The following is a 21485-nucleotide window of genomic DNA, read 5'->3' on the forward strand; positions in this document are numbered from 1 at the left end:
GGCTGACGTTTGCCCGCATCCGATTTGAGTAAAACACCGGGTGTACGCTACTGTGTAGGGACAGAACAAATAAAAAAACAGGAAAGCAGAGGTGGGGCAGCGAATTCCGGTAACGCTCGGCAACATTGCGCCGCTGGCGCTTAAACCTTTTCGACCAGGCCAGATTGCCCTGGTGTGTGAGGGCGGCGGACAGCGAGGGATCTTCACGGCTGGCGTGCTGGACGAATTTATGCGCGCGCAGTTTAATCCATTCGACCTCTATTTCGGCACCTCCGCCGGGGCGCAGAATCTCTCGGCCTACGTCTGCAATCAGCCGGGTTACGCCCGCAAAGTGATCATGCGCTACACCACTTCCCGCGATTTCTTCGATCCGCTGCGCTTTGTGCGCGGCGGGAATCTTATCGATCTCGACTGGCTGCTGGATGCTACCGCCAGTCAAATGCCGCTGGCGATGGACACCGCCTCGCGCCTGTTCGATACCGGAAAAGCTCTCTGGATGTGCGCCTGTCGCGGCGACGATTACTCGGCCAGCTATTTCTCCCCACAAAAAGAGAACTGGCTGGACATCCTTCGCGCCTCCAGCGCCATCCCCGGTTTCTACCGCACCGGCGCGGCGCTGGACGGCATCGCCTATCTGGACGGCGGGGTGAGCGACGCGATCCCGGTGCAGGAGGCGGCCCGACGCGGGGCCCAGACCATCGTGGTGATCCGCACCGTGCCATCGCAAATGTACTATACGCCGCAGTGGTTCAAGCGGATGGAGCGCTGGCTGGGCGACAGCAGCCTGCAACCGATGCTGAACCTGGTTGCACACCATGAGGCCAGCTACCACACCATCCAGCGCTTTATCGAGAAGCCGCCGGGCAAGCTCAGGATCTTTGAAATTTATCCCCCACGCCCGCTCAACAGCATGGCGCTGGGCAGCCGCATACCCGCCCTGCGGGACGACTACAAAACCGGGCGCCTGTGCGGGCGCTATTTCCTGGCCACGGTGGGCAAGCTGCTGGCTGAACGCCCGCCGCTGCGCCGCCATCAGCAGCTCATCACTCCCGCCCCGCTGGTGGTTCCCCCGGCGAGCGTGGCCAACGACGTGGTCACTACGCCGCTGGTGATTGCGCCTGAGGCCAATGACACCCTGTTTGATAACGAGGATCTGGCGTGACTTACCGCTTTATCGATACCCATTGCCACTTTGATTTTCCTCCTTTTACCGACGATGAACCCGCCAGCATTCAGCGTGCCGCCGACGCGGGGATAACGGCGATTGTGGTGCCGGCCATTGATGTGGCGAGCATCGATCGCGTTCTGCGTCTCGGTGCGCGCTTTCCTGCGCTCTATATGGCGCTGGGCCTGCATCCGATTGTGATCGAATCTCATCGCGACGAGCATCTTGGCCAGCTGGAAGCGATACTGGCGGCGCGACCGGAGAGGCTGGTGGCGGTAGGGGAGATCGGCCTCGATCTTTATCGGGAGGATCCCCACTTCGAACGTCAGGAGGCGATCCTCGACGCGCAGCTGAAGCTGGCGAAACGCTACGATCTGCCGGTGATCCTCCATTCCCGACGCACCCATGACAAACTGGCGATGCACCTTAAGCGCCAGGATCTGCCGCGCACCGGGGTGGTACACGGCTTTGCCGGCAGCCTGCAGCAGGCGCAGCGCTTCGTGGAGATGGGGTATAAAATTGGCGTTGGCGGCACCATCACCTATCCCCGGGCCAGTAAAACCCGGGATGTGATGGCGCAATTACCGCTTTCCGCCCTGCTGCTTGAAACGGATGCCCCCGACATGCCCCTCAACGGTTTTCAGGGCCAGCCTAACCGTCCTGAACAGGCGGCGCGGGTGTTTGCCACCTTGTGTGAACTGCGTGACGAGCCCGCGGATGAGATCGCGGAGGCGTTGTTGAACAACACCCGCACGCTGTTCGATCTGCCGTTATAAGTAGAGCGCCGGGCGGATCACCCTGATCCGCTCCCGCTCAAGCACCCCGGCCAGCGGTTCGACATCCTCTGCCGTGGCGCTCCGCCAGTGCCGGGCTTCGCCATAGACGCCGTGCGCATGAAAGGCGTTGATCCGGACGGGCACGTCCCCTAACCGGCGGATAAAAGCGACCAGTTCCCGGCGGTGCGTCAGATAATCGCTGTGCTCCGGGATCGCCAGTAGACGCAGCTCGCTAAGCCGGTTGTGGGCGGCCAGCCAGCGGATGCTGTGCTTGATGACGGTGTTGTCGCGCCCGGTCAGATAGCGGTGATGTTCATTGTCCCAGGCCTTGAGATCCAGCATCGCCCCGTCAAATACCGGGAGCAGTTTTTGCCAGCCGGTTTCGCTTAACAGGCCGTTGCTGTCTACCAGACAGGACAAATGCTGTAGCTGCGGATCGGCTTTCAGGGCAGTAAACAGCGCCACCAGAAACGGCAGCTGGGTGGTGGCTTCCCCGCCGCTGACGGTGATGCCGGAGATAAAGGGCGACACCTTGCGGACCTGCTCCATCACCTCCTCCACGCTTAAACGCAGCGCCATGGGCGTCGCCTGCTGCGGGCACATCTGCAGGCAGGTGTCGCACTGCTGGCAATGCGCGTCATCCCACCAGACCCGTCCGGCCTGAATGTTCAGCGCGTCATGCGGGCAGTGCGGCACGCAGGCGGCGCAGTCGTTGCATCGTCCTATCGTCCACGGATTGTGGCAGGTTTTGCAGCGCAGGTTACAGCCCTGCAGAAACAGGGCCAGGCGACTGCCGGGCCCGTCGACGCAGGAGAACGGGATAACCTTACTGACTAAAGCGCATCTGTTGTTCATGGCTTATCACGCGCGGCTGGCGCTCCAGGATACGGGTGTTGCGGGCGGCCTCTTCACCCAGCCAGGTGGTGTTGGTGCGTGAACCTTCGGCGCGGTATTTCTCCAGATCGGAGAGACGCACCATATAGCCGGTGACGCGCACCAGATCGTTACCCGAGATATTGGCGCTGAACTCGCGCATCCCGGCGCGGAAGGCGCCCAGGCAGAGCTCCACCACCGCCTGCGGATTGCGCTTGATGGTTTCGTCCAGGGTCAGGATGTCGCTGATCCCGGCGTGATAGTGCCGATGGTGCGGCGCCACCGCCAGCAAATGGCTGATGGGGTCGGGCTCCTCGCCATAGGGTAGGCGCGCCCCGGGCGTGGTGCCGACGTCAGAGCTGATCCCCGACTGGGCATGCAGCAGGGCGCGCTGCTTCCAGCCATGTCTTACCGGGGTATTTTCCACAAAGGCCGCCAGCTGCTCGCTGATGCGGTACCCCAGCGCGTTGGCCCGGTCGTCCTTGCCGTAGCGCCCCTTCATCCCGGCTTTTTCGCACAGCACGTTCACCGCCTCGGCCAGGCCATACATGCCAAACATCGGCACGAAACGGTCGGGATCGATCAACCCTTCCTTAACCAGGAAGCTATTCTCAAAGAAGCCGGATTGTTGGTACAGGACGTCACAGCGGGCATTGATGATGGCGATCTGCTGCTGGCAGTAGTGCGGTAGCGTGCGGGTGAAGAAATCCTCCAGGGTATCGCTCTGTTCGGCAATGGCTTTCAGGTTGAGGCGCACCAGAGTGCTGCCTCCGCCCGCCAGCGGCAGGGCGTTGTAACAGCTGACCAAGCCAAAGCCATTTTTTGTGAAAATTTTATCATTTATCGGCCCGTTGGCGATATGGGGCTTGCTGCATTCGCAGATGTTGCTGACTACCTCCAGCAGCAGATCGTCCGGGGTGATCGCCGGGTCATAAATAAAGGTCAGATTGGGGGAAACCTGCTTAAGCTCTGCATCGGCGCGCAAAATGGCGCGCGTCACCGGGCCGTCGGCCGGGCCAATATTGGCATGCACGAAGGCATCCGGCAAGGTGCGGTCGAGATAGCGCCAGAAACGTTTTATTCGAATATCGATTTCTTCTTGTGTTAGAATTCTAACATACGGCTGCAACAGCGAATCGAGATGGCCGAGGAATACCGGCATGCCGGTCACGGACGGAACATGGTGGTAGAGGATGGTTAATAGCGACAGGGCATCGTCCAGATCCTGCGCCCCTTCCAGCTCCAGCCACTCCGAGCCCTGTTTCAGGAACAGCGCATAGTCGGGTAACACATAGCGCGGCTTGTACGGTGCGTGGCCCTCAAACATATCGCAGATAAATCCCGCCTCCAGCGCCTGACGCGCTTCAGGGGGAAGCGTCGGATAAGGCAGGTTGTTTTCCGCCTCCAGCGCCAGAAAGTGGCGTTTTTGTTCGGGGCTTAACAACGGGCTTGTCACAATTTTCTGGCAACGTTGTTGCAGGGCATCGGGGCTGGATGGGGACATGGTCGCTTCCTTATTCGTCTGCAGTGATGGGGAAGGATTGTAGAAAGAGTCCCGTCGGCCGCCTTTGATCCTGCGCGTGTGCCTGACGCTTTAATCAGCAGTTGTAGCGAAATTATTTGAAGTTGATCTCATTATGGTTATGCAAATTTGTACGCATATTTCATTAACTGTGATGAATGTCGAAGTGAGAATGCGGGTGGATGTTAGAATACTCACAGACCCGCAAGGTAAAATTTTACGGCTATACGCCGGGAGAATGTTATGACCGATTTAACCGCAAGCAGCCTGCGCGCCCTGAAACTGATGGATCTGACCACCCTGAATGACGACGACACCAACGAGAAAGTGATCGCCCTGTGTCATCAGGCGAAAACCGCAGTGGGTAACACCGCCGCTGTCTGTATCTACCCGCGCTTCATTCCGATCGCGCGTAAGACCCTGAAAGAGCAGGGGACACCGGACGTGCGCATCGCGACCGTCACTAACTTCCCGCACGGTAACGACGATATCGAGATCGCGCTGGCAGAGACCCGCGCCGCTATCGCTTACGGTGCTGACGAAGTGGACGTGGTCTTCCCGTACCGCGCGCTGATCGAGGGCAACGAGCAGGTAGGCTTCGATCTGGTGAAAGCCTGTAAAGAGGCTTGCGCTGCGGCAAATGTGCTGCTGAAAGTGATCATCGAAACCGGCGAGCTGAAAGAAGAAGCGCTGATTCGTAAAGCGTCTGAAATCTCCATCAAAGCGGGTGCTGATTTTATCAAAACCTCTACCGGTAAAGTGCCGGTCAACGCCACCCCGGAAAGCGCACGCATCATGATGGAAGTGATCCGCGATATGGGCGTGGAAAAAACCGTAGGTTTCAAACCGGCGGGCGGCGTGCGTACCGCTGAAGATGCGCAGCAGTTCCTGGCGATTGCCGACGAGCTATTCGGTGCCGACTGGGCTGACTCCCGTCACTACCGCTTTGGTGCCTCCAGCCTGCTGGCTAGCCTGCTGAAAGCGCTGGGTCACGGCGACGGTAAGAGCGCAAGCAGCTACTAAGATTTGAATTGCCGGGTGGCGCGACGCCCACCCGGCCTACTTTCGGGAGGTTACCGTGTTTCTCGCACAAGAAATTATTCGTAAAAAACGTGATGGTCATGCTTTAAGCGACGAAGAGATCCGTTTCTTTATCAACGGCATTCGCGACAATACCATCTCTGAAGGGCAGATTGCGGCCCTGGCGATGACCATTTTCTTCCACGATATGGCGATGCCGGAGCGCGTGTCGCTGACCATGGCGATGCGGGATTCAGGAACCGTTCTGGACTGGAAGAGCCTTAACCTCAATGGCCCAATCGTGGATAAACACTCCACCGGCGGCGTGGGGGATGTCACCTCGCTGATGCTGGGGCCAATGGTCGCTGCCTGCGGCGGCTATATTCCGATGATCTCCGGGCGCGGCCTTGGCCATACCGGCGGCACGCTCGACAAACTGGAAGCCATTCCGGGCTTCGATATCTTCCCGGATGACAATCGCTTCCGCGAAATTATTAAGGACGTTGGTGTGGCAATTATCGGCCAGACCAGCTCCCTCGCCCCGGCGGATAAGCGTTTTTACGCCACGCGTGACATTACCGCGACCGTCGACTCCATCCCGCTGATCACCGCCTCTATCCTCGCTAAGAAGCTGGCTGAAGGGCTGGATGCGCTGGTAATGGACGTGAAAGTGGGCAGCGGCGCCTTTATGCCGACCTATGAACTCTCTGCCGCACTGGCCGAAGCGATCGTTGGCGTCTCCAACGGTGCAGGCGTGCGCACCACCGCGCTGCTCACCGACATGAACCAGGTGCTGGCCTCCAGCGCCGGTAACGCCGTCGAAGTGCGCGAAGCGGTGCAGTTCCTGACCGGCGAATACCGTAACCCGCGTCTGTTCGACGTGACCATGGCGCTGTGCGTCGAGATGCTGATCTCAGGCAACCTGGCGAAAGATGACGCCGAAGCACGCGCCAAACTGCAGGCGGTGCTGGATAACGGCAAAGCGGCCGATATCTTTGGCCGGATGGTCGCCGCGCAGAAAGGCCCAACCGACTTCGTGGAAAACTACGCCAAATACCTGCCGACCGCGATGCTCAGCAAAGCGGTGTACGCGGACACCGAAGGCTTTGTCTCGGCGATGGACACCCGCGCGCTGGGTATGGCGGTCGTTTCGATGGGCGGCGGTCGTCGTCAGGCCTCCGACACCATTGATTACAGTGTCGGCTTCACCGAGATGGCCCGTCTGGGCGACAGCGTTGACGGTCAACGTCCGCTGGCGGTGATCCACGCGAAAGATGAAAACAGCTGGCAGGATGCGGCGAAAGCCGTGAAAGCGGCCATCACCCTGGCAGATAAAGCGCCAGAAAGCACACCGACCGTCTATCGTCGCATTACCGAATAGCGGTATACTGATCTGATCGCTTTTTTATGAAGCACTGAGTACGGAGAACATATGAAACGTGCATTTATTATGGTGCTGGACTCATTCGGCATCGGCGCTACAGAAGACGCAGATCGCTTTGGTGACACGGGTGCAGACACCATGGGTCACATCGCAGAAGCCTGTGCAAAAGGCGAAGCGAACAACGGCCGTCAAGGCCCGCTGAATCTGCCAAACCTGACCCGTCTGGGCCTGGTGAAAGCCCACGAAGGCTCCACCGGCAAGGTTGCCGCGGGTATGGATGGCAACGCGGAAGTGGTGGGCGCATACGCCTGGGCGCACGAGCTCTCTTCCGGGAAAGACACCCCGTCAGGGCACTGGGAAATCGCCGGTGTACCGGTTCTGTTCGACTGGGGCTATTTCTCTGACCACGAAAACAGCTTCCCGCAGGAGCTGCTGGATAAGCTGGTTGAGCGTGGCAACCTGCCAGGCTACCTCGGCAACTGTCACTCTTCCGGTACCGTGATCCTGGACCAGCTCGGCGAAGAGCATATGAAAACCGGCAAACCGATCTTCTACACCTCGGCGGACTCGGTATTCCAGATTGCCTGTCACGAAGAGACCTTTGGCCTGGATCGCCTGTACGAGCTGTGCGAAATCGCCCGTGAAGAGCTGACCGAAGGCGGCTACAACATTGGTCGCGTCATCGCGCGTCCGTTTGTGGGCGACAAAGCGGGTAACTTCCAGCGTACCGGCAACCGTCACGACCTGGCCGTTGAGCCACCCGCACCGACCGTGCTGCAGAAACTGGTTGATGAGAAAGAGGGTCAGGTGGTTTCCGTGGGTAAAATCGCGGATATCTACGCCAATTGCGGTATCACCAAAAAAGTGAAAGCCACCGGTCTGGATGCGCTGTTCGACGCTACCGTGAAAGAGATGAAGGAAGCGGGCGACAAGACTATCGTCTTCACCAACTTCGTGGACTTCGACTCCTCCTGGGGCCACCGTCGCGACGTTGCAGGCTATGCTGCGGGTCTGGAGCTGTTCGACCGCCGTCTGCCGGAGCTGATGGAGCTGGTAGGGGAAGATGACATTCTGATCCTGACCGCGGACCACGGCTGCGATCCGACCTGGACCGGTACTGACCACACCCGTGAGCACATTCCGGTGCTCGTGTACGGTCCGAAAGTGAAACCAGGCTCGCTGGGCCACCGTGAAACCTTCGCGGACATCGGCCAGACCATCGCGAAATACTTTGGTACGTCCGACATGGAATATGGCAAGGCCATGTTCTGATGTCATTGCCCGGTGGCGCTTCGCTTACCGGGCCTACGGTTTTGTAGGCCGGGTAAGGCGTAGCCGCCACCCGGCAAAAACAACAATGTAAAAGGAACTGAAGATGGCAACTCCTCACATTAATGCAGAGATGGGTGATTTCGCTGACGTCGTATTGATGCCTGGCGACCCGCTGCGCGCGAAGCACATTGCAGAAACCTTCCTCGAAGACGTGCGTGAAGTGAACAACGTGCGCGGCATGCTGGGCTTCACCGGGACTTACAAAGGCCGCAAAATCTCCGTAATGGGCCACGGTATGGGTATCCCATCCTGCTCCATCTACACCAAAGAGCTGATCACCGATTTCGGCGTGAAGAAAATCATCCGCGTGGGCTCCTGTGGCGCCGTGCGTATGGACGTTAAGCTGCGTGACATCGTTATCGGCATGGGTGCCTGCACCGATTCCAAAGTTAACCGCATGCGTTTCAAAGATCATGACTTCGCGGCGATTGCAGACTTCGGCATGGTGCGTGACGCGGTTGACGCTGCCAAAGCGCTGGGCGTTGAAGCACGCGTGGGTAACATCTTCTCTGCGGACCTGTTCTACGCGCCGGACGGCGGCGAGATGTTCGACGTGATGGAGAAATACGGCATCCTGGGCGTGGAAATGGAAGCGGCAGGCATCTACGGTGTGGCGGCTGAGTTCGGTGCGAAAGCCCTGACCATCTGCACCGTGTCTGACCATATCCGTACTCACGAGCAGACCACTGCCGCTGAGCGTCAGACCACCTTCAACGACATGATCAAAATCGCGCTGGAATCCGTTCTGCTGGGCGATAAAGAGTAAGAGCTGTTGTGCCGGGTGGCGGCTTCGCCTTACCCGGCCAACGGTTTACAGGCCCGCGTCAGCGGGCTTTTTTATTATCGCACCGCCCGCGCAATCCAGGCCGACAGCTCCCGCAACTCCATCTCCTGCTCCGGGAAATCGCCGATCAACGCATCGCACGCCTGCTGCAGCATATCCGCCCGGTACAAACAGCCCTGCAGACGGGCCGCAAGGGCTTCTAACGGGGCCGGGTTCAGGCTGTCGGTAAAGACCTGCGTGCGGGTGATGTGACCCTTCTCGACGTCGAAGTGCAGCTCCACGCCGCCCCAGGTGAAACGCTCATCCAGCAGGTGCGAGAAGGCAGGGGCCTGGCCGAAGTTCCACTCCCAGCTGCTCTGGCGGGCAAAGGTCTCAGCGAAGTTTGGCAGATCCGGCGTCTTGTCCGGGGAGATCACTTCCGCTTCCACGCGTTCGCCATAGTGGGCGAAAAATGCCTCGCGGATCGCGTCGCAGATCTGGTCGTGAGTCACGCCCGGCAGCAGATCCACCAGATTCGCCACCCGGCCGCGCACGGAAGTGATACCTTTGGCCTGCAGCTTTTTCTGGTCGGGATTGAGGTAGTTTGCCAGGCGGCTGAGATCGGCATTCAGCAGCAGGGTGCCGTGGTGGAAACCGCGGTCCAGGGTTTCGCGATAGGCCGATCCGGAGACCTTCCGGTCACCTTCTGGGGTTTTCACCACCAGGTCATTGCGCCCGGACGCTTCCGCCGTCGCCCCCAGCGCCTGTAGTGCGCTAAGCACGATGTTGGTGGAGATGGTTTTGTCGTACTCCGGCTTCCCCGCCATAAAGGTAAAGCAGGTATTGCCGAGGTCGTGGAACACCGCGCCGCCGCCGCTGCTGCGACGCGCCAGGCGCACGTTGTCCTCTTCCATGCGTCGCGTGTTGCACTCTTTCCACGGGTTTTGCGCCCGGCCAATGACCACCGTATCGGCGTTGCGCCACAGGAACAGCACCCGCTGCGTGGCGGGCATCTGGCGAAAGATGCACTCTTCCACCGCAAGGTTAAACCAGGGATCGTAAGAGTCAGAGATAAGCAGGCGTAACGTCGTCATGGCAAAGTTCCTTTTCTGATTCGTCTGGCTACTTTAACACTATTCCTTCTTGTCGCTCTCTTCCTCTTCGGGCACCGACTTGCTGGCGGTAAGCAGGAACGGCGACTGCTGCCAGCGGGTGCGTTTGCCCTGCAATAGCGTGCGGGTCAGCACCACGCCAATCGCCAGCGACAGCAGCAGCATCAGGCGCAGGATGTTGGTGGTGTTATCCACCTGTTTTGCCTCGGTGGCCAGGGTATGGGTGTCGAGGGTCAGACGCAGGTAGCCGAGCGGGCCGTTTTTGCCCTGAATCGGCTCCACCAGCTGCTGATTAAAGTAGCCGCCGGCTTTTTTACCGTCCAGCGCCAGCCTGTCGCGCACCTCGACATGCTCGCCTGCCCGGGCGATCAGCTCGCCTTCATTGTCATAGACGCTGGCATCGAGAATGCGGCTCTCGTCGGTCAGCAACCGCAGCACCTGCGCAATGCGCTTTTCATCCGGCGTTTCGGTACGCATCAACGGGGCGATGTTGAGCGACACCTGGCGCGCCAGGGTATGCGCCAGCTCTTCAAGCTGCGGGTTACGCTGGCGTTGGTGATTCTGGCTGAACCAGGATGCGCCCTGCATCAGCGCCACTAACAGGGCCAGACAGGAGAGGACAATCACGGCACGATGAAGCCGGAATTTCAGTTTTGCACGAGCCATATTCCACCTGCTGAAAATTTTCGGGGTTAATGTTGCCAGAAGTGATGGTTACAAGGTAGCCTCATGCGTTATTTTCCCCCCCTGGATGATTCCCGGCGCGAACGATTTTACAGGAGCTTTAATGCCAAACATTACCTGGTGCGACCTGCCCAACGATGTCTCTTTATGGCCAGGATTGCCGCTCTCATTAAGTGGTGATGAGGTAATGCCACTGGATTACCATGCGGGCCGTAGCGGCTGGCTGCTGTATGGACGCGGCCTGGATAAACAGCAGTTAACCCAGTATCAGAGCAAGCTGGGGGCAGCGATGGTGATCGTCGCCGCCTGGTGCGTGGAAGATTATCAGGTCATTCGTCTGGCCGGTTCCCTGACCCAGCGCGCCACCCGTCTGGCGCACGATGCCGGGCTGGACGTCGCCCCGCTCGGTAAAATCCCGCATCTGAAAACCCCGGGACTGCTGGTGATGGACATGGATTCCACCGCCATTCAGATCGAGTGCATCGACGAGATCGCCAAACTGGCCGGTACCGGCGAGATGGTGGCCGAAGTGACCGAGCGCGCCATGCGCGGCGAGCTGGACTTCACCGCCAGCCTGAAACAGCGCGTCGCAACCCTGAAAGATGCCGACGCCAATATTCTTATGCAGGTGCGCGAAAAGCTGCCCCTGATGCCCGGTCTGGTGCAGCTGGTGCTGAAGCTGGAAACCCTGGGCTGGAAAGTGGCCATCGCCTCCGGCGGGTTTACCTTCTTTGCCGAGTATCTGCGCGACAAGCTGCGTCTGGATGCCGTGGTCGCCAACGAACTGGAGATCAGGGACGGGAAGCTGACCGGGAACGTGATCGGCCAGATTGTCGATGCTCAGTTCAAGGCCAGCACCCTGACGCGTCTGGCGGAAAAATATGATATCCCGGTTGCCCAGACCGTGGCGATTGGCGACGGCGCGAACGATCTGCCGATGATCAAAGTGGCCGGGCTTGGCATTGCTTACCATGCCAAACCGACCGTGAATGAAAAGACGGAAGTCATTATCCGTCATGCTGACCTGATGGGGGTGTTCTGCATTCTCTCCGGCAGCGTGAATCAGAAATAAAGAGGTAAAACGTGGCGAAAGCTCCAAAACGCGCATTTGTCTGTAATGAATGTGGTGCGGATTATCCGCGCTGGCAGGGGCAGTGCAGCGCCTGTCATGCCTGGAACACCATCACCGAAGTGCGCGGAGTTGCCGCTTCACCCACCGTTGCCCGTAACGAGCGTCTTAGCGGTTATGCGGGTAACGCGGGCGTATCGAAAGTGCAGAAGCTCTCCGACATCAGCCTTGAAGCCCTGCCGCGCTTCTCCACCGGATTTAAGGAGTTCGACCGGGTGCTGGGCGGCGGCGTGGTACCGGGGAGCGCCATTCTGATTGGCGGCAGCCCGGGGGCCGGGAAATCCACCCTGCTGCTGCAAACCCTGTGCAAGCTCGCGTCACAGATGAAGACCCTGTACGTTACCGGGGAAGAGTCGCTGCAGCAGGTGGCGATGCGTGCGCACCGCCTGGCGCTGCCGACCCAGGACCTGAATATGCTCTCCGAAACCAGCATCGAGCAGATCTGCATGATTGCCGAAGAAGAGCAGCCGAAGCTGATGGTGATCGACTCCATCCAGGTGATGCACATGGCCGACGTGCAGTCCTCGCCGGGCAGCGTCGCCCAGGTGCGTGAGACCGCGGCCTACCTGACGCGCTTCGCCAAAACCCGCGGGGTGGCGATCATCATGGTCGGTCACGTCACCAAAGATGGCGCCCTGGCCGGTCCAAAAGTGCTCGAGCACTGTATCGACTGCTCCGTGATGCTGGACGGCGACGCCGACACCCGTTTCCGTACCCTGCGCAGCCATAAAAACCGCTTCGGCGCGGTGAATGAGCTGGGCGTGTTTGCCATGACCGAGCAGGGGCTGCGTGAAGTCAGCAACCCGTCGGCCATCTTCCTGAGCCGCGGCGATGAAGTCACCTCCGGCAGCTCGGTGATGGTGGTCTGGGAAGGGACGCGCCCGCTGCTGGTGGAGATCCAGGCCCTGGTCGATCACTCAATGATGGGCAACCCGCGTCGCGTGGCGGTGGGTCTGGAACAAAACCGTCTGGCGATTTTGCTGGCGGTGCTGCACCGCCACGGCGGCCTGCAGATGGCGGATCAGGATGTGTTCGTCAACGTGGTCGGGGGGGTAAAAGTGACCGAAACCAGCGCCGACCTCGCGCTGCTGCTGGCTATGGTCTCCAGCCTACGCGACCGTCCGCTGCCGCAGGATCTGGTGGTGTTTGGCGAAGTCGGGCTGGCCGGCGAGATCCGCCCGGTGCCAAGCGGTCAGGAGCGTATCTCCGAGGCGGCAAAACATGGCTTCCGCCGGGCGATTGTGCCGGCTGCCAACGTGCCGAAAAAGCTGCCGGAAGGGATGACGGTTTTCCCCGTTAAAAAACTCTCTGATGCGCTAAGTGTCTTTGACGACTTATAATTACCTATTCGTTGTTGCAGGAGGCACCGTAATTTATGTCGTCATTTGACTATATCAAGACCGCGATCCGCCAGAAAGGCTGTACCTTGCAGCAGGTGGCGGAAGCCAGCGGTATGACCAAGGGCTATTTAAGCCAGCTGCTGAATGCCAAAATCAAAAGCCCCAGCGCGCAGAAGCTGGAAGCGCTGCATCGCTTCCTGGGGCTCGAATTCCCGCGGATGCAGAAGAATATCGGCGTGGTGTTCGGCAAGTTTTATCCGCTGCATACCGGCCATGTCTATCTGATCCAGCGCGCCTGTAGCCAGGTGGACGAACTGCATATCATCATGGGCTACGATGACAAGCGCGACCGCGAGCTGTTCGAAGCCAGCGCCATGTCCCAGCAGCCTACCGTTTCTGACCGCCTGCGCTGGCTGCTACAGACCTTTAAGTACCAGAAGAACATCCGCATTCATGCCTTTAACGAAGAGGGGATGGAACCCTATCCCCACGGCTGGGACGTGTGGAGCAACGGCATAAAAGCGTTCATGGAGGAGAAAGGGATCCAGCCTAACTGGATCTACACTTCTGAAGAGTCTGATGCCTCGCAGTATCCCCAGCACCTGGGCACAGAAACGGTGCTGATCGATCCTAAACGCACCTTTATGAACATCAGCGGGGCACAGATCCGAGAGAACCCGTTCCGCTACTGGGAGTATATCCCGACAGAGGTGAAGCCGTTCTTCGTGCGTACCGTGGCGATCCTCGGCGGGGAGTCCAGCGGCAAATCGACGCTGGTCAACAAGCTGGCCAACATCTTCAACACCACCAGCGCCTGGGAGTATGGCCGGGACTATGTCTTCTCGCACCTCGGCGGCGATGAGATGGCGTTGCAGTATTCCGACTACGACAAAATTGCGCTCGGACACGCCCAGTACATTGATTTTGCGGTGAAGTACGCCAATAAAGTGGCCTTTGTCGATACCGACTTCGTCACTACCCAGGCGTTCTGTAAAAAATACGAAGGGCGCGAGCACCCCTTTGTGCAGGCGCTGATCGACGAGTACCGCTTTGATCTGGTGATCCTGCTGGAGAACAACACCCCGTGGGTGGCAGATGGGATGCGCAGCCTGGGCAGCTCGGTGGACAGGAAAGAGTTCCAGACCATGCTGGTGGAGATGCTGGAAGCGAACAATATCGACTTTGTGCATGTGGAAGAGGCAGATTATGACGCCCGCTTCCTGCGCTGCGTGGAGCTGGTGAAAGAGATGATGGGGGAGAAGGGGTAACGCTTCTGCCGCTAATTGCCCGGCGGCTCTATGCTTGCCGGGCCTACGGTTTCCCAGGCCGGGTAAGGCGAAGCTGCCACCCGGCAATCAGTGCTTTTATTTCGAGATACGCTTGTACTTGATACGCTTCGGCTCCAGCGCGTCGGCGCCCAGAGTGCGTTTCTTGTACTCTTCGTATTCGGTGAAGTTACCTTCGAAGAACTCCACTTTACCTTCATCCTGATAATCCAGAATGTGGGTCGCAATACGGTCGAGGAACCAACGGTCGTGCGAGATAACCATCGCGCAGCCCGGGAACTCCAGCATGGCGTTTTCCAGCGCGCGCAGGGTTTCGATGTCCAGGTCGTTGGTCGGTTCATCGAGCAGCAGGACGTTACCGCCAACCTGCAGCAGCTTAGCCAGGTGCAGACGACCACGCTCACCGCCGGACAGCTCGCCCACGCGTTTACCCTGATCAACACCTTTGAAGTTGAAGCGGCCCACGTAGGCACGGCTTGGCATCTCGGTGTTGCCGATACGCATGATATCCTGCCCGCCGGAGACTTCTTCCCATACGGTTTTGCTGTTGTCCATCGCGTCACGGAACTGGTCAACGGAGGCCAGCTTCACGGTTTCACCCAGAGTGATGGTGCCGCTGTCAGGCGCTTCCTGACCGGACATCATGCGGAACAGCGTGGATTTACCCGCGCCGTTCGGGCCAATGATGCCCACGATTGCGCCTTTCGGTACCGAGAAGCTCAGGTCGTCGATCAGCACGCGATCGCCGTAGGATTTACGCAGGTTGCTGACTTCAACCACTTTGTCACCCAGACGGGCTCCAGGTGGAATGAACAGTTCGTTGGTTTCGTTACGTTTCTGGTATTCGGCGTTGTTCAGCTCTTCAAAGCGTGCCAGACGGGCCTTGCCCTTAGACTGACGGCCTTTCGCGCCCTGACGAACCCACTCCAGCTCTTTCTCAATCGACTTGCGACGCGCCGCTTCCTGAGAAGCTTCCTGCGCCAGACGCTGATCTTTCTGCTCCAGCCAGGAGGAGTAGTTACCTTCCCACGGAATACCTTCTCCGCGGTCCAGCTCCAGGATCCAGCCCGCGACGTTATCGAGGAAGTAACGGTCGTGGGTGATCGCCACAACGGTCCCTTCGAAGTCGTGCAGGAAGCGCTCCAGCCAGGCGACGGATTCCGCATCCAGGTGGTTCGTCGGTTCGTCGAGCAGCAGCATGTCTGGCTTTTCCAGCAGCAGACGGCACAGCGCGACGCGGCGGCGTTCACCACCGGACAGTTTTTCAATTTTGGCATCCCAGTCTGGCAGACGCAGGGCATCGGCCGCGCGCTCCAGCTGCACGTTCAGGTTGTGACCGTCATGTGCCTGGATGATCTCTTCAAATTTACCCTGCTGGGCCGCGAGCTTATCGAAGTCGGCATCCGGCTCGGCGTACTTCGCGTACACTTCATCCAGTCCTTTCAGCGCGTTAACCACTTCGGCAACGGCTTCTTCAACGGACTCGCGAACGGTGTGCTCAGGATTCAGCTTCGGTTCCTGCGGCAGGTAACCGATTTTGAGGCCTGGCTGTGGACGGGCTTCACCTTCGATGTCTGTATCGATGCCCGCCATGATGCGCAGCAAGGTGGACTTACCGGCACCGTTGAGACCCAGAACACCGATTTTTGCGCCCGGGAAGAAGCTCAGCGAGATATTTTTGAGAATATGACGTTTCGGCGGTACCACTTTGCCGACACGATGCATGGTATAAACGAATTGAGCCACGTTGGACTTCGCCTCTTTTATCGTGATGAGAATAGTGGCGAAGTGTAGCCTTTTTCCCTGCCTAATCCCAGCCATCGACGCCGGGAGTGTTAAAGCGCGCAAGAAAGGTAAAAATGTGTCCATGACGTGGCGCATTAGAGGATGCCTGGTTAGCATAAGTTAATTACGCTTTTGCGCGGCACGATGCTGCATTTAATGACGATTAACAGAGGACGAGCGTGTGGTAAAAGCCAAACAGGTGGCCTGGCGAGTGCTTGCTGCCAGCGTCTGCGTGCTGACCATCAGCAGCGCGGCGCGAGCCGATTCACTGGATGAACAACGTAACCGCTATGCACAGATCAAACAGGCGTGGGATCAGCGACAGATGGAGACGGTGCAGGCCCTGATGCCGACGTTGAAAGACTATCCGCTGTATCCGTATCTGGAATACCGTCAGCTGACCGACGATCTGATGAACCAGCCGACGATCACCGTCAAAAACTTTATTCAGGCCAACCCGACGCTGCCGCCCGCCCGCACCTTGCAGTCGCGATTTGTGAACGAGCTGGCGCGTCGTGAAGACTGGCGTGGCCTGCTGGCCTTTAGTCCGGAGAAGCCGGGCACCACCGAAGCGCAGTGTAACTACTACTATGCGAAGTGGGCGACGGGTCAGCAGGAAGAGGCCTGGAACGGCGCCAAAGAGCTGTGGCTGACCGGAAAAAGCCAGCCCAACGCCTGTGACTCGCTGTTCGGCGCCTGGCGCGCGTCCGGCAAACAGGATCCGCTGGCGTATCTCGAGCGGATCCGCCTGGCGATGAAAGCGGGCAACACCCGCCTGGTGACCACCCTCGCCGGGCAGATGCCGCCGGAGTATCAGACTATTTCCAGCGCCTTAATCCAGCTGGCAAACGATCCGAAGACGGTGATGGATTTTGCCCGCAACACCGGGGCTACCGATTTTACCCGTCAGATGGCGGCGGTGGCCTTTACCAGCGTAGCGCGGGACGACGTGGAAAATGCCCGGCTGATGATCCCGACCCTGGCCCAGGCCCAGCAGCTGAATGACGATCAGACCCAGGAGCTGCGCGATATCGTGGCGTGGCGACTGATGGGCAGCGATGTCACTGATGAACAGGCCCGCTGGCGCGACGATGCGATTATGCGGTCGCAGTCCACCTCGCTGGTGGAGCGACGGGTGCGTATGGCGCTGGGCAACGGCGATCGCCGCGGCCTGAACACCTGGCTGGCGCGTCTGCCAATGGAAGCTAAAGAGAAAGATGAATGGCGCTACTGGCAGGCCGATCTCCTGCTGGAGCGGGGGCGCGACGACGAGGCGAAATCGATTCTGCATGCCCTGATGCAGCAGCGTGGTTTCTATCCGATGGCGGCGGCTCAGCGCCTTGGCGAAGAGTACAGCCTCAGGATTGATAAAGCGCCGGCTGGCGTCAACGCGGCGCTGGTAAACGGGCCGGAAATGGCGCGGGTGCGCGAGCTGATGTACTGGAATCTGGATAACACCGCCCGCAGTGAATGGGCCAATCTGGTTACCAGCCGCACCGTGCAAGAGAAAGCCCAGCTGGCGCGCTATGCCTTCGATAACCGCTGGTGGGATCTGAGCGTGCAGGCGACGATCGCCGGCAAGCTGTGGGATCATCTCGAAGAGCGTTTCCCTCTGGCCTATAAAGATCTCTTCGATCGTTACACCAGCGGGAAAGACATTCCGCAGAGCTATGCGATGGCGATCGCCCGTCAGGAGAGCGCCTGGAACCCGAAAGTGCGCTCGCCGGTGGGGGCCAGCGGTCTGATGCAGGTGATGCCTGCCACCGCCGCCCATACGGTGAAGAAGTTTAATCTGCCGGGCTACAGCAGTCCGTCGCAGCTGCTGGATCCCGAGACCAACATCAACATTGGCACTACCTATCTGCAGAGCGTCTACAACCAGTTCGGTGATAACCGCATCTTCGCGTCAGCAGCTTATAACGCTGGCCCGGGGCGGGTGCGCACCTGGCTTGGCAACAGCGCCGGACGCATCGACGCGGTGGCCTTTGTCGAGAGCATTCCGTTCTCGGAAACCCGCGGCTATGTGAAGAACGTGCTGGCGTATGATGCTTACTATCGCTACTTCATGGGACAGAAAGATGCCCTGATGAGCGACAGTGAGTGGCAGCGACGTTACTGATCGGTGTGGGTTATGTTATGCTTGTACTCGTTTAAGAGTACAACAGGCGGCATAACATGACCCAGCATTCCCCTTATTCATCGGCTATGGCCGAGCAACGTCATCAGGAGTGGCTTCGTTTTGTGGAGCTGCTTCGCCAGTCTTATGAACAGGATCTGCATCTGCCGCTGTTGCAGCTGATGCTCACCCCCGACGAGCGCGAGGCGCTGGGCACGCGGGTGCGGATCATCGAGGAGTTGCTGCGCGGCGAGATGAGCCAGCGTGAGCTGAAAAGCGAGCTGGGAGCGGGGATCGCAACCATCACCCGCGGGTCGAACAGCCTGAAATCGGCACCGGTTGAGCTGCGCCACTGGCTCGAACAGGTATTGCTTGAGGACAAACCGTAGGCCGGAAAAGGCGAAGCCGCCATCCGGCAATGCTGCGGCAATTAACGGTAAATCGCATTATGAAACGGGCTCAACGCCAGAATCACCGCCTGGTGGTAAACGCTTGAGCGCGTCAGCACCCCGGCGGTAAAGACCCCAATCGCCCCCTCTTTACGGCCAATCTCATCGATGCCCGTGTACTGCGACATCACCGGGCCGAGCGCTTCACCTTCGCGCACTTTATCCAGAATGATCTCCGGTAGCGGCAGAGTGGCCGAGCGCGCTTCACCGCGCCGATCCGGGCTCTCGATCACCACCCAGCTAAAGGTTGCGCCTTCGTCAATGCCCGCTTCAATCGCCACCCAAAAGTCCGCTTCGGGACAGGCGGCTCTGGCATTCGCCACGCGGTTTCGTGCGCCAGCGCGTGTTTCTTCGCTGCCGAATGGCTGTTCCGGGACGCCGCTCTCGACGCTGACGGACGCAATATGGCAGGATCCTTCGCCGAAGATCTCGTCAAATGCCCTTAGAATTGCCTGAATTTTGGCAGGATTAGTGGTAGCAGAGACAACCTGGTGCATAATTAAGCCTAACTCTAAAAATATCATCGCAGTATAACGGAAAAAAAGCATGTTACAGGTATACCTTGTTCGCCACGGTGAAACGCAGTGGAACGCCGAGCGACGTATTCAAGGCCAGTCAGACAGTCCACTTACTGCCAAGGGCGAGGAACAGGCCCGTCAGGTTGGCGAACGCGCCAGAACACTGGGCATCACCCATATCATCGCCAGCGATTTAGGTCGCACGCGACGCACAGCAGAGATTATCGCGCAGGCCTGCGGCTGCGATGTCACTGTGGATGCTCGCCTGCGCGAGCTGGATATGGGGGTGCTGGAACAGCGCCTTATCGATACCCTGACCGAAGAGGAAGAGGCATGGCGTCGCACGCTGGTTAACGGCACTGAAGAGGGTCGCATACCGGAAGGTGAATCGATGCTGGAGCTGAGCGAGCGTATGCACGCGGCGCTGGCGGCCTGTCTGGAGCTGCCCGAGGGCAGTCGACCGCTGCTGGTCAGTCACGGTATGGCGTTAGGTTGCCTGGTCAGTACGATCCTCGGGCTGCCGGCATGGGCTGAGCGCCGCCTGCGTCTGCGTAACTGCTCGCTTTCCCGCATCGACTATCAGCAGAGTCCGTGGCTGGCGTCAGGCTGGATTGTGGAGATGGCAGGGGATATCTCGCATCTCGATGCCCCTGCGTTAGATGAGCTGCAGCGTTAACGGCGAACGGGGATCAGATATTCGCAGCGCAAATCGATTGGGCGTTCATCCGGCTTAACATCCGTTGACGGATAGTAACGCTCAATATCCTGACCTTTTCTGCGATTCAGGTTCAGCATCGGCATGCAGGTACCGTAGACCGTCATGATAAAGTCCTGCACGCCGGTTCCCAGCCCTTCATAGGTGAACATCACGTATTCACCCCCTTCCAGTACCACCGGTTTCGAGCCCTGAATATAGCCGTTGGCCATCTCAGGCGTTAACGCTGTGGTGTAGAAGACCTCCTGCTCGTCATCTTTTTCAAGGCTTGGACGCGTCTCGTTCAGGCCATAGAGCAATGGCGGAATGGCCGGGGCGTGGCTGAGGAAATCACGCCAGAACTGGACACGCATCTGATGACGAAATTCGGAGATCTGCTCCAGCGAGCAGGAGTAACTTTGGGTCGTGCCGACCAGGTGAGTTTCCGGCAGGGTGACCATCTCGTGCTTCGGCATTTCGAACTCGCCCAGACGCAGCGGCGGACGCATACCGAACGAGCTCCAGTCCGGCGAGCGGCGATAGAGCGCAGGGGTCAACGAGAACTGTTTTTTGAACGCGCGGGTAAAGGTCTGCTGCGAATCAAAGCGATACTGTAAGGCGATGTCCAGAATAGGACGCGCAGTCAGGCGAAGCGCCACGGCGGATTTGGAAAGACGACGCGCGCGGATATAGGCGCCGATAGCGTGACCGGTGACATCCTTGAACATTCTTTGTAAATGCCACTTAGAATATCCCGCTTTTGCCGCCACATTATCGAGTGACAAAGGCTGGTCCAGATGGCCTTCCAGCCAGGTAAGAAGATCGCGAATAATTCCAGCCTGATCCATATACTATCCTCATCCTTAATACAGCAGATACCCTGCTAACAGGTTAGCGGATAATAGCATTTTTTGATGTTTTAGCATTCAGTGTTTTTTTTGCGCTTAAATGCGTTTCGCCCTCTATTCCGGAAGGATATATTCTAATCCTGTGATCTTGCTGCTTTTTTTCATATGATTGTTGAATAATGACTCAGTGCAATTTTTAAATATGGTAACAATATGAAATACAAGACATTGATCCTCACCACGCTGCTGTTATTAACCGGTCATGCCGCGCAGGCAGAAGAAATTGGTTCCGTTGATACCGTATTTAAGGTTTTCGGGCCCGACCATAAAATTGTCGTTGAAGCCTTTGACGATCCCGATGTGAAAAACGTGACCTGCTATATCAGCCGGGCGAAAACCGGCGGTATCAAAGGCGGACTGGGGCTGGCGGAAGACACTTCCGATGCGGCGATCTCCTGTCAGCAGGTGGGGCCGGTTGAGCTGAGCGATAAGATCAAAAACGGCAAGTCGCAGGGCGAAGTCGTATTCCAGAAACGCACCTCACTGGTGTTCAAAAAACTGCAGGTCGTACGTTTCTATGATGCGAAGCGTAACGCGCTAGCCTATCTCGCCTACTCGGATAAGGTCGTGGAGGGATCGCCAAAAAATGCGCTGAGCGCGGTGCCGATTATGCCGTGGCATTAAGTCAG

At 58.6% G+C, this 21485-nt stretch carries 20 protein-coding genes; 13 read left to right on the forward strand and 7 right to left on the reverse strand.

The window, feature by feature from the left end:
- Positions 1–91 precede the first annotated feature (91 nt).
- Positions 92–1162, forward strand: a complete 1071-nt coding sequence (locus ACP4QI_RS02920) for a patatin-like phospholipase family protein (RefSeq protein WP_426495520.1) — start codon at positions 92–94, stop codon at positions 1160–1162.
- On the forward strand, positions 1159–1941 hold the full coding sequence (locus tag ACP4QI_RS02925; protein ID WP_426495521.1) for a TatD family hydrolase: 783 nt from the start codon (positions 1159–1161) through the stop codon (positions 1939–1941). Before ACP4QI_RS02920 ends, ACP4QI_RS02925 begins: the two co-directional genes overlap by 4 nt.
- Here ACP4QI_RS02925 and ACP4QI_RS02930 read toward each other — a convergent pair.
- On the reverse strand, positions 1936–2796 hold the full coding sequence (locus ACP4QI_RS02930) for a YjjW family glycine radical enzyme activase (protein WP_285111109.1): 861 nt from the start codon (positions 2794–2796) through the stop codon (positions 1936–1938). The genes ACP4QI_RS02925 and ACP4QI_RS02930 overlap by 6 nt on opposite strands.
- Positions 2768–4318 (reverse strand): YjjI family glycine radical enzyme, encoded by a 1551-nt coding sequence (locus tag ACP4QI_RS02935; RefSeq protein ID WP_426495522.1) that lies wholly within the window; start codon positions 4316–4318, stop codon positions 2768–2770. Before ACP4QI_RS02935 ends, ACP4QI_RS02930 begins: the two co-directional genes overlap by 29 nt.
- A gap of 261 nt (positions 4319–4579) precedes the next feature.
- On the opposite strand from ACP4QI_RS02935, the gene deoC reads away from it, so the two are divergent.
- From deoC to deoD, 4 genes are all read left to right on the forward strand, one after another.
- Positions 4580–5359, forward strand: a complete 780-nt coding sequence (gene deoC, locus ACP4QI_RS02940) for a deoxyribose-phosphate aldolase (RefSeq protein WP_426495523.1) — start codon at positions 4580–4582, stop codon at positions 5357–5359.
- Positions 5360–5414: 55 nt separating this feature from the next.
- Entirely contained in the window at positions 5415–6737 is a 1323-nt protein-coding gene (gene deoA, locus ACP4QI_RS02945; protein WP_285127403.1) for a thymidine phosphorylase, read from the forward strand.
- A 51-nt stretch (positions 6738–6788) separates the two neighbouring features.
- Positions 6789–8012 (forward strand): phosphopentomutase, encoded by a 1224-nt coding sequence (gene deoB, locus ACP4QI_RS02950; protein WP_142488155.1) that lies wholly within the window; start codon positions 6789–6791, stop codon positions 8010–8012.
- A 103-nt stretch (positions 8013–8115) separates the two neighbouring features.
- Positions 8116–8838 (forward strand): purine-nucleoside phosphorylase, encoded by a 723-nt coding sequence (gene deoD, locus ACP4QI_RS02955; RefSeq protein WP_010427122.1) that lies wholly within the window; start codon positions 8116–8118, stop codon positions 8836–8838.
- Between the two features lie 74 nt (positions 8839–8912).
- Here deoD and lplA read toward each other — a convergent pair whose 3' ends face one another.
- Together lplA and ACP4QI_RS02965 are read right to left on the reverse strand one after the other, a co-directional pair.
- Complete coding sequence (lplA, locus tag ACP4QI_RS02960; RefSeq protein WP_426495524.1) at positions 8913–9929, reverse strand: lipoate--protein ligase LplA; 1017 nt, start codon at positions 9927–9929, stop codon at positions 8913–8915.
- Between the two features lie 39 nt (positions 9930–9968).
- Positions 9969–10613: a YtjB family periplasmic protein gene (locus ACP4QI_RS02965; protein WP_142488157.1), complete on the reverse strand. Its 645-nt coding sequence runs from the start codon at positions 10611–10613 to the stop codon at positions 9969–9971.
- A 121-nt stretch (positions 10614–10734) separates the two neighbouring features.
- On the opposite strand from ACP4QI_RS02965, the gene serB reads away from it, so the two are divergent.
- From serB to nadR, 3 genes are read left to right on the forward strand one after another with little or no spacing between them, the layout of a single operon-like run.
- The gene (gene serB, locus ACP4QI_RS02970; protein ID WP_142488158.1) at positions 10735–11703 is read left to right on the forward strand and encodes a phosphoserine phosphatase; all 969 of its coding nucleotides are present in this window, start codon (positions 10735–10737) and stop codon (positions 11701–11703) included.
- Between the two features lie 11 nt (positions 11704–11714).
- Positions 11715–13100: a DNA repair protein RadA gene (radA, locus tag ACP4QI_RS02975; protein WP_106994158.1), complete on the forward strand. Its 1386-nt coding sequence runs from the start codon at positions 11715–11717 to the stop codon at positions 13098–13100.
- A 35-nt stretch (positions 13101–13135) separates the two neighbouring features.
- Positions 13136–14368 (forward strand): multifunctional transcriptional regulator/nicotinamide-nucleotide adenylyltransferase/ribosylnicotinamide kinase NadR, encoded by a 1233-nt coding sequence (gene nadR / locus ACP4QI_RS02980; RefSeq protein ID WP_142488159.1) that lies wholly within the window; start codon positions 13136–13138, stop codon positions 14366–14368.
- A gap of 96 nt (positions 14369–14464) precedes the next feature.
- Here nadR and ettA read toward each other — a convergent pair whose 3' ends face one another.
- Complete coding sequence (gene ettA / locus ACP4QI_RS02985; protein ID WP_106994160.1) at positions 14465–16132, reverse strand: energy-dependent translational throttle protein EttA; 1668 nt, start codon at positions 16130–16132, stop codon at positions 14465–14467.
- Positions 16133–16352: 220 nt separating this feature from the next.
- Between ettA and sltY the strand changes: the two genes are divergently transcribed.
- Both sltY and trpR read left to right on the forward strand, forming a co-directional pair.
- Positions 16353–18290 carry a murein transglycosylase gene (gene sltY, locus ACP4QI_RS02990; RefSeq protein WP_426495525.1) on the forward strand — a complete coding sequence of 646 codons (1938 nt, stop codon included), beginning with the start codon at positions 16353–16355 and terminating at the stop codon, positions 18288–18290.
- A gap of 56 nt (positions 18291–18346) precedes the next feature.
- Complete coding sequence (gene trpR / locus ACP4QI_RS02995) at positions 18347–18676, forward strand: trp operon repressor (protein WP_426495526.1); 330 nt, start codon at positions 18347–18349, stop codon at positions 18674–18676.
- 41 nt (positions 18677–18717) lie between these two features.
- On the opposite strand, the gene yjjX is transcribed toward trpR, so the two are convergent.
- Positions 18718–19233, reverse strand: a complete 516-nt coding sequence (gene yjjX / locus ACP4QI_RS03000; RefSeq protein ID WP_426495527.1) for an inosine/xanthosine triphosphatase — start codon at positions 19231–19233, stop codon at positions 18718–18720.
- 49 nt (positions 19234–19282) lie between these two features.
- Between yjjX and gpmB the strand changes: the two genes are divergently transcribed.
- Positions 19283–19930, forward strand: a complete 648-nt coding sequence (gene gpmB, locus ACP4QI_RS03005; protein WP_142488163.1) for a 2,3-diphosphoglycerate-dependent phosphoglycerate mutase GpmB — start codon at positions 19283–19285, stop codon at positions 19928–19930.
- Here gpmB and robA read toward each other — a convergent pair.
- A complete protein-coding gene (gene robA / locus ACP4QI_RS03010; RefSeq protein ID WP_142488164.1) occupies positions 19927–20796 on the reverse strand; it encodes an MDR efflux pump AcrAB transcriptional activator RobA in 870 nt (289 codons plus the stop codon). The genes gpmB and robA overlap by 4 nt on opposite strands.
- 213 nt (positions 20797–21009) lie before the next feature.
- On the opposite strand from robA, the gene creA reads away from it, so the two are divergent.
- Positions 21010–21480: a protein CreA gene (creA, locus tag ACP4QI_RS03015; RefSeq protein WP_142488165.1), complete on the forward strand. Its 471-nt coding sequence runs from the start codon at positions 21010–21012 to the stop codon at positions 21478–21480.
- Positions 21481–21485 lie beyond the last annotated feature (5 nt).

Source organism: Leclercia sp. TB492, assembly GCF_049974505.2.
GTDB classification, from domain to species: Bacteria; Pseudomonadota; Gammaproteobacteria; order Enterobacterales; family Enterobacteriaceae; genus Enterobacter; species Enterobacter adecarboxylatus_C.

Excerpts from the sequence above, each read along its gene's own strand:
- ACP4QI_RS02930 (WP_285111109.1), bottom strand. The coding sequence starts at position 2,796 with ATGAACAACAGATGCGCTTTAGTCAGTAAGGTTATCCCGTTCTCCTGC.
- ACP4QI_RS02935 (WP_426495522.1), bottom strand. The coding sequence starts at position 4,318 with ATGTCCCCATCCAGCCCCGATGCCCTGCAACAACGTTGCCAGAAAATT.
- deoC (WP_426495523.1), top strand. The coding sequence starts at position 4,580 with ATGACCGATTTAACCGCAAGCAGCCTGCGCGCCCTGAAACTGATGGAT.
- deoB (WP_142488155.1), top strand. The coding sequence starts at position 6,789 with ATGAAACGTGCATTTATTATGGTGCTGGACTCATTCGGCATCGGCGCT.
- deoD (WP_010427122.1), top strand. The coding sequence starts at position 8,116 with ATGGCAACTCCTCACATTAATGCAGAGATGGGTGATTTCGCTGACGTC.
- lplA (WP_426495524.1), bottom strand. The coding sequence starts at position 9,929 with ATGACGACGTTACGCCTGCTTATCTCTGACTCTTACGATCCCTGGTTT.
- ACP4QI_RS02965 (WP_142488157.1), bottom strand. The coding sequence starts at position 10,613 with ATGGCTCGTGCAAAACTGAAATTCCGGCTTCATCGTGCCGTGATTGTC.
- serB (WP_142488158.1), top strand. The coding sequence starts at position 10,735 with ATGCCAAACATTACCTGGTGCGACCTGCCCAACGATGTCTCTTTATGG.
- nadR (WP_142488159.1), top strand. The coding sequence starts at position 13,136 with ATGTCGTCATTTGACTATATCAAGACCGCGATCCGCCAGAAAGGCTGT.
- trpR (WP_426495526.1), top strand. The coding sequence starts at position 18,347 with ATGACCCAGCATTCCCCTTATTCATCGGCTATGGCCGAGCAACGTCAT.
- yjjX (WP_426495527.1), bottom strand. The coding sequence starts at position 19,233 with ATGCACCAGGTTGTCTCTGCTACCACTAATCCTGCCAAAATTCAGGCA.
- gpmB (WP_142488163.1), top strand. The coding sequence starts at position 19,283 with ATGTTACAGGTATACCTTGTTCGCCACGGTGAAACGCAGTGGAACGCC.
- robA (WP_142488164.1), bottom strand. The coding sequence starts at position 20,796 with ATGGATCAGGCTGGAATTATTCGCGATCTTCTTACCTGGCTGGAAGGC.
- creA (WP_142488165.1), top strand. The coding sequence starts at position 21,010 with ATGAAATACAAGACATTGATCCTCACCACGCTGCTGTTATTAACCGGT.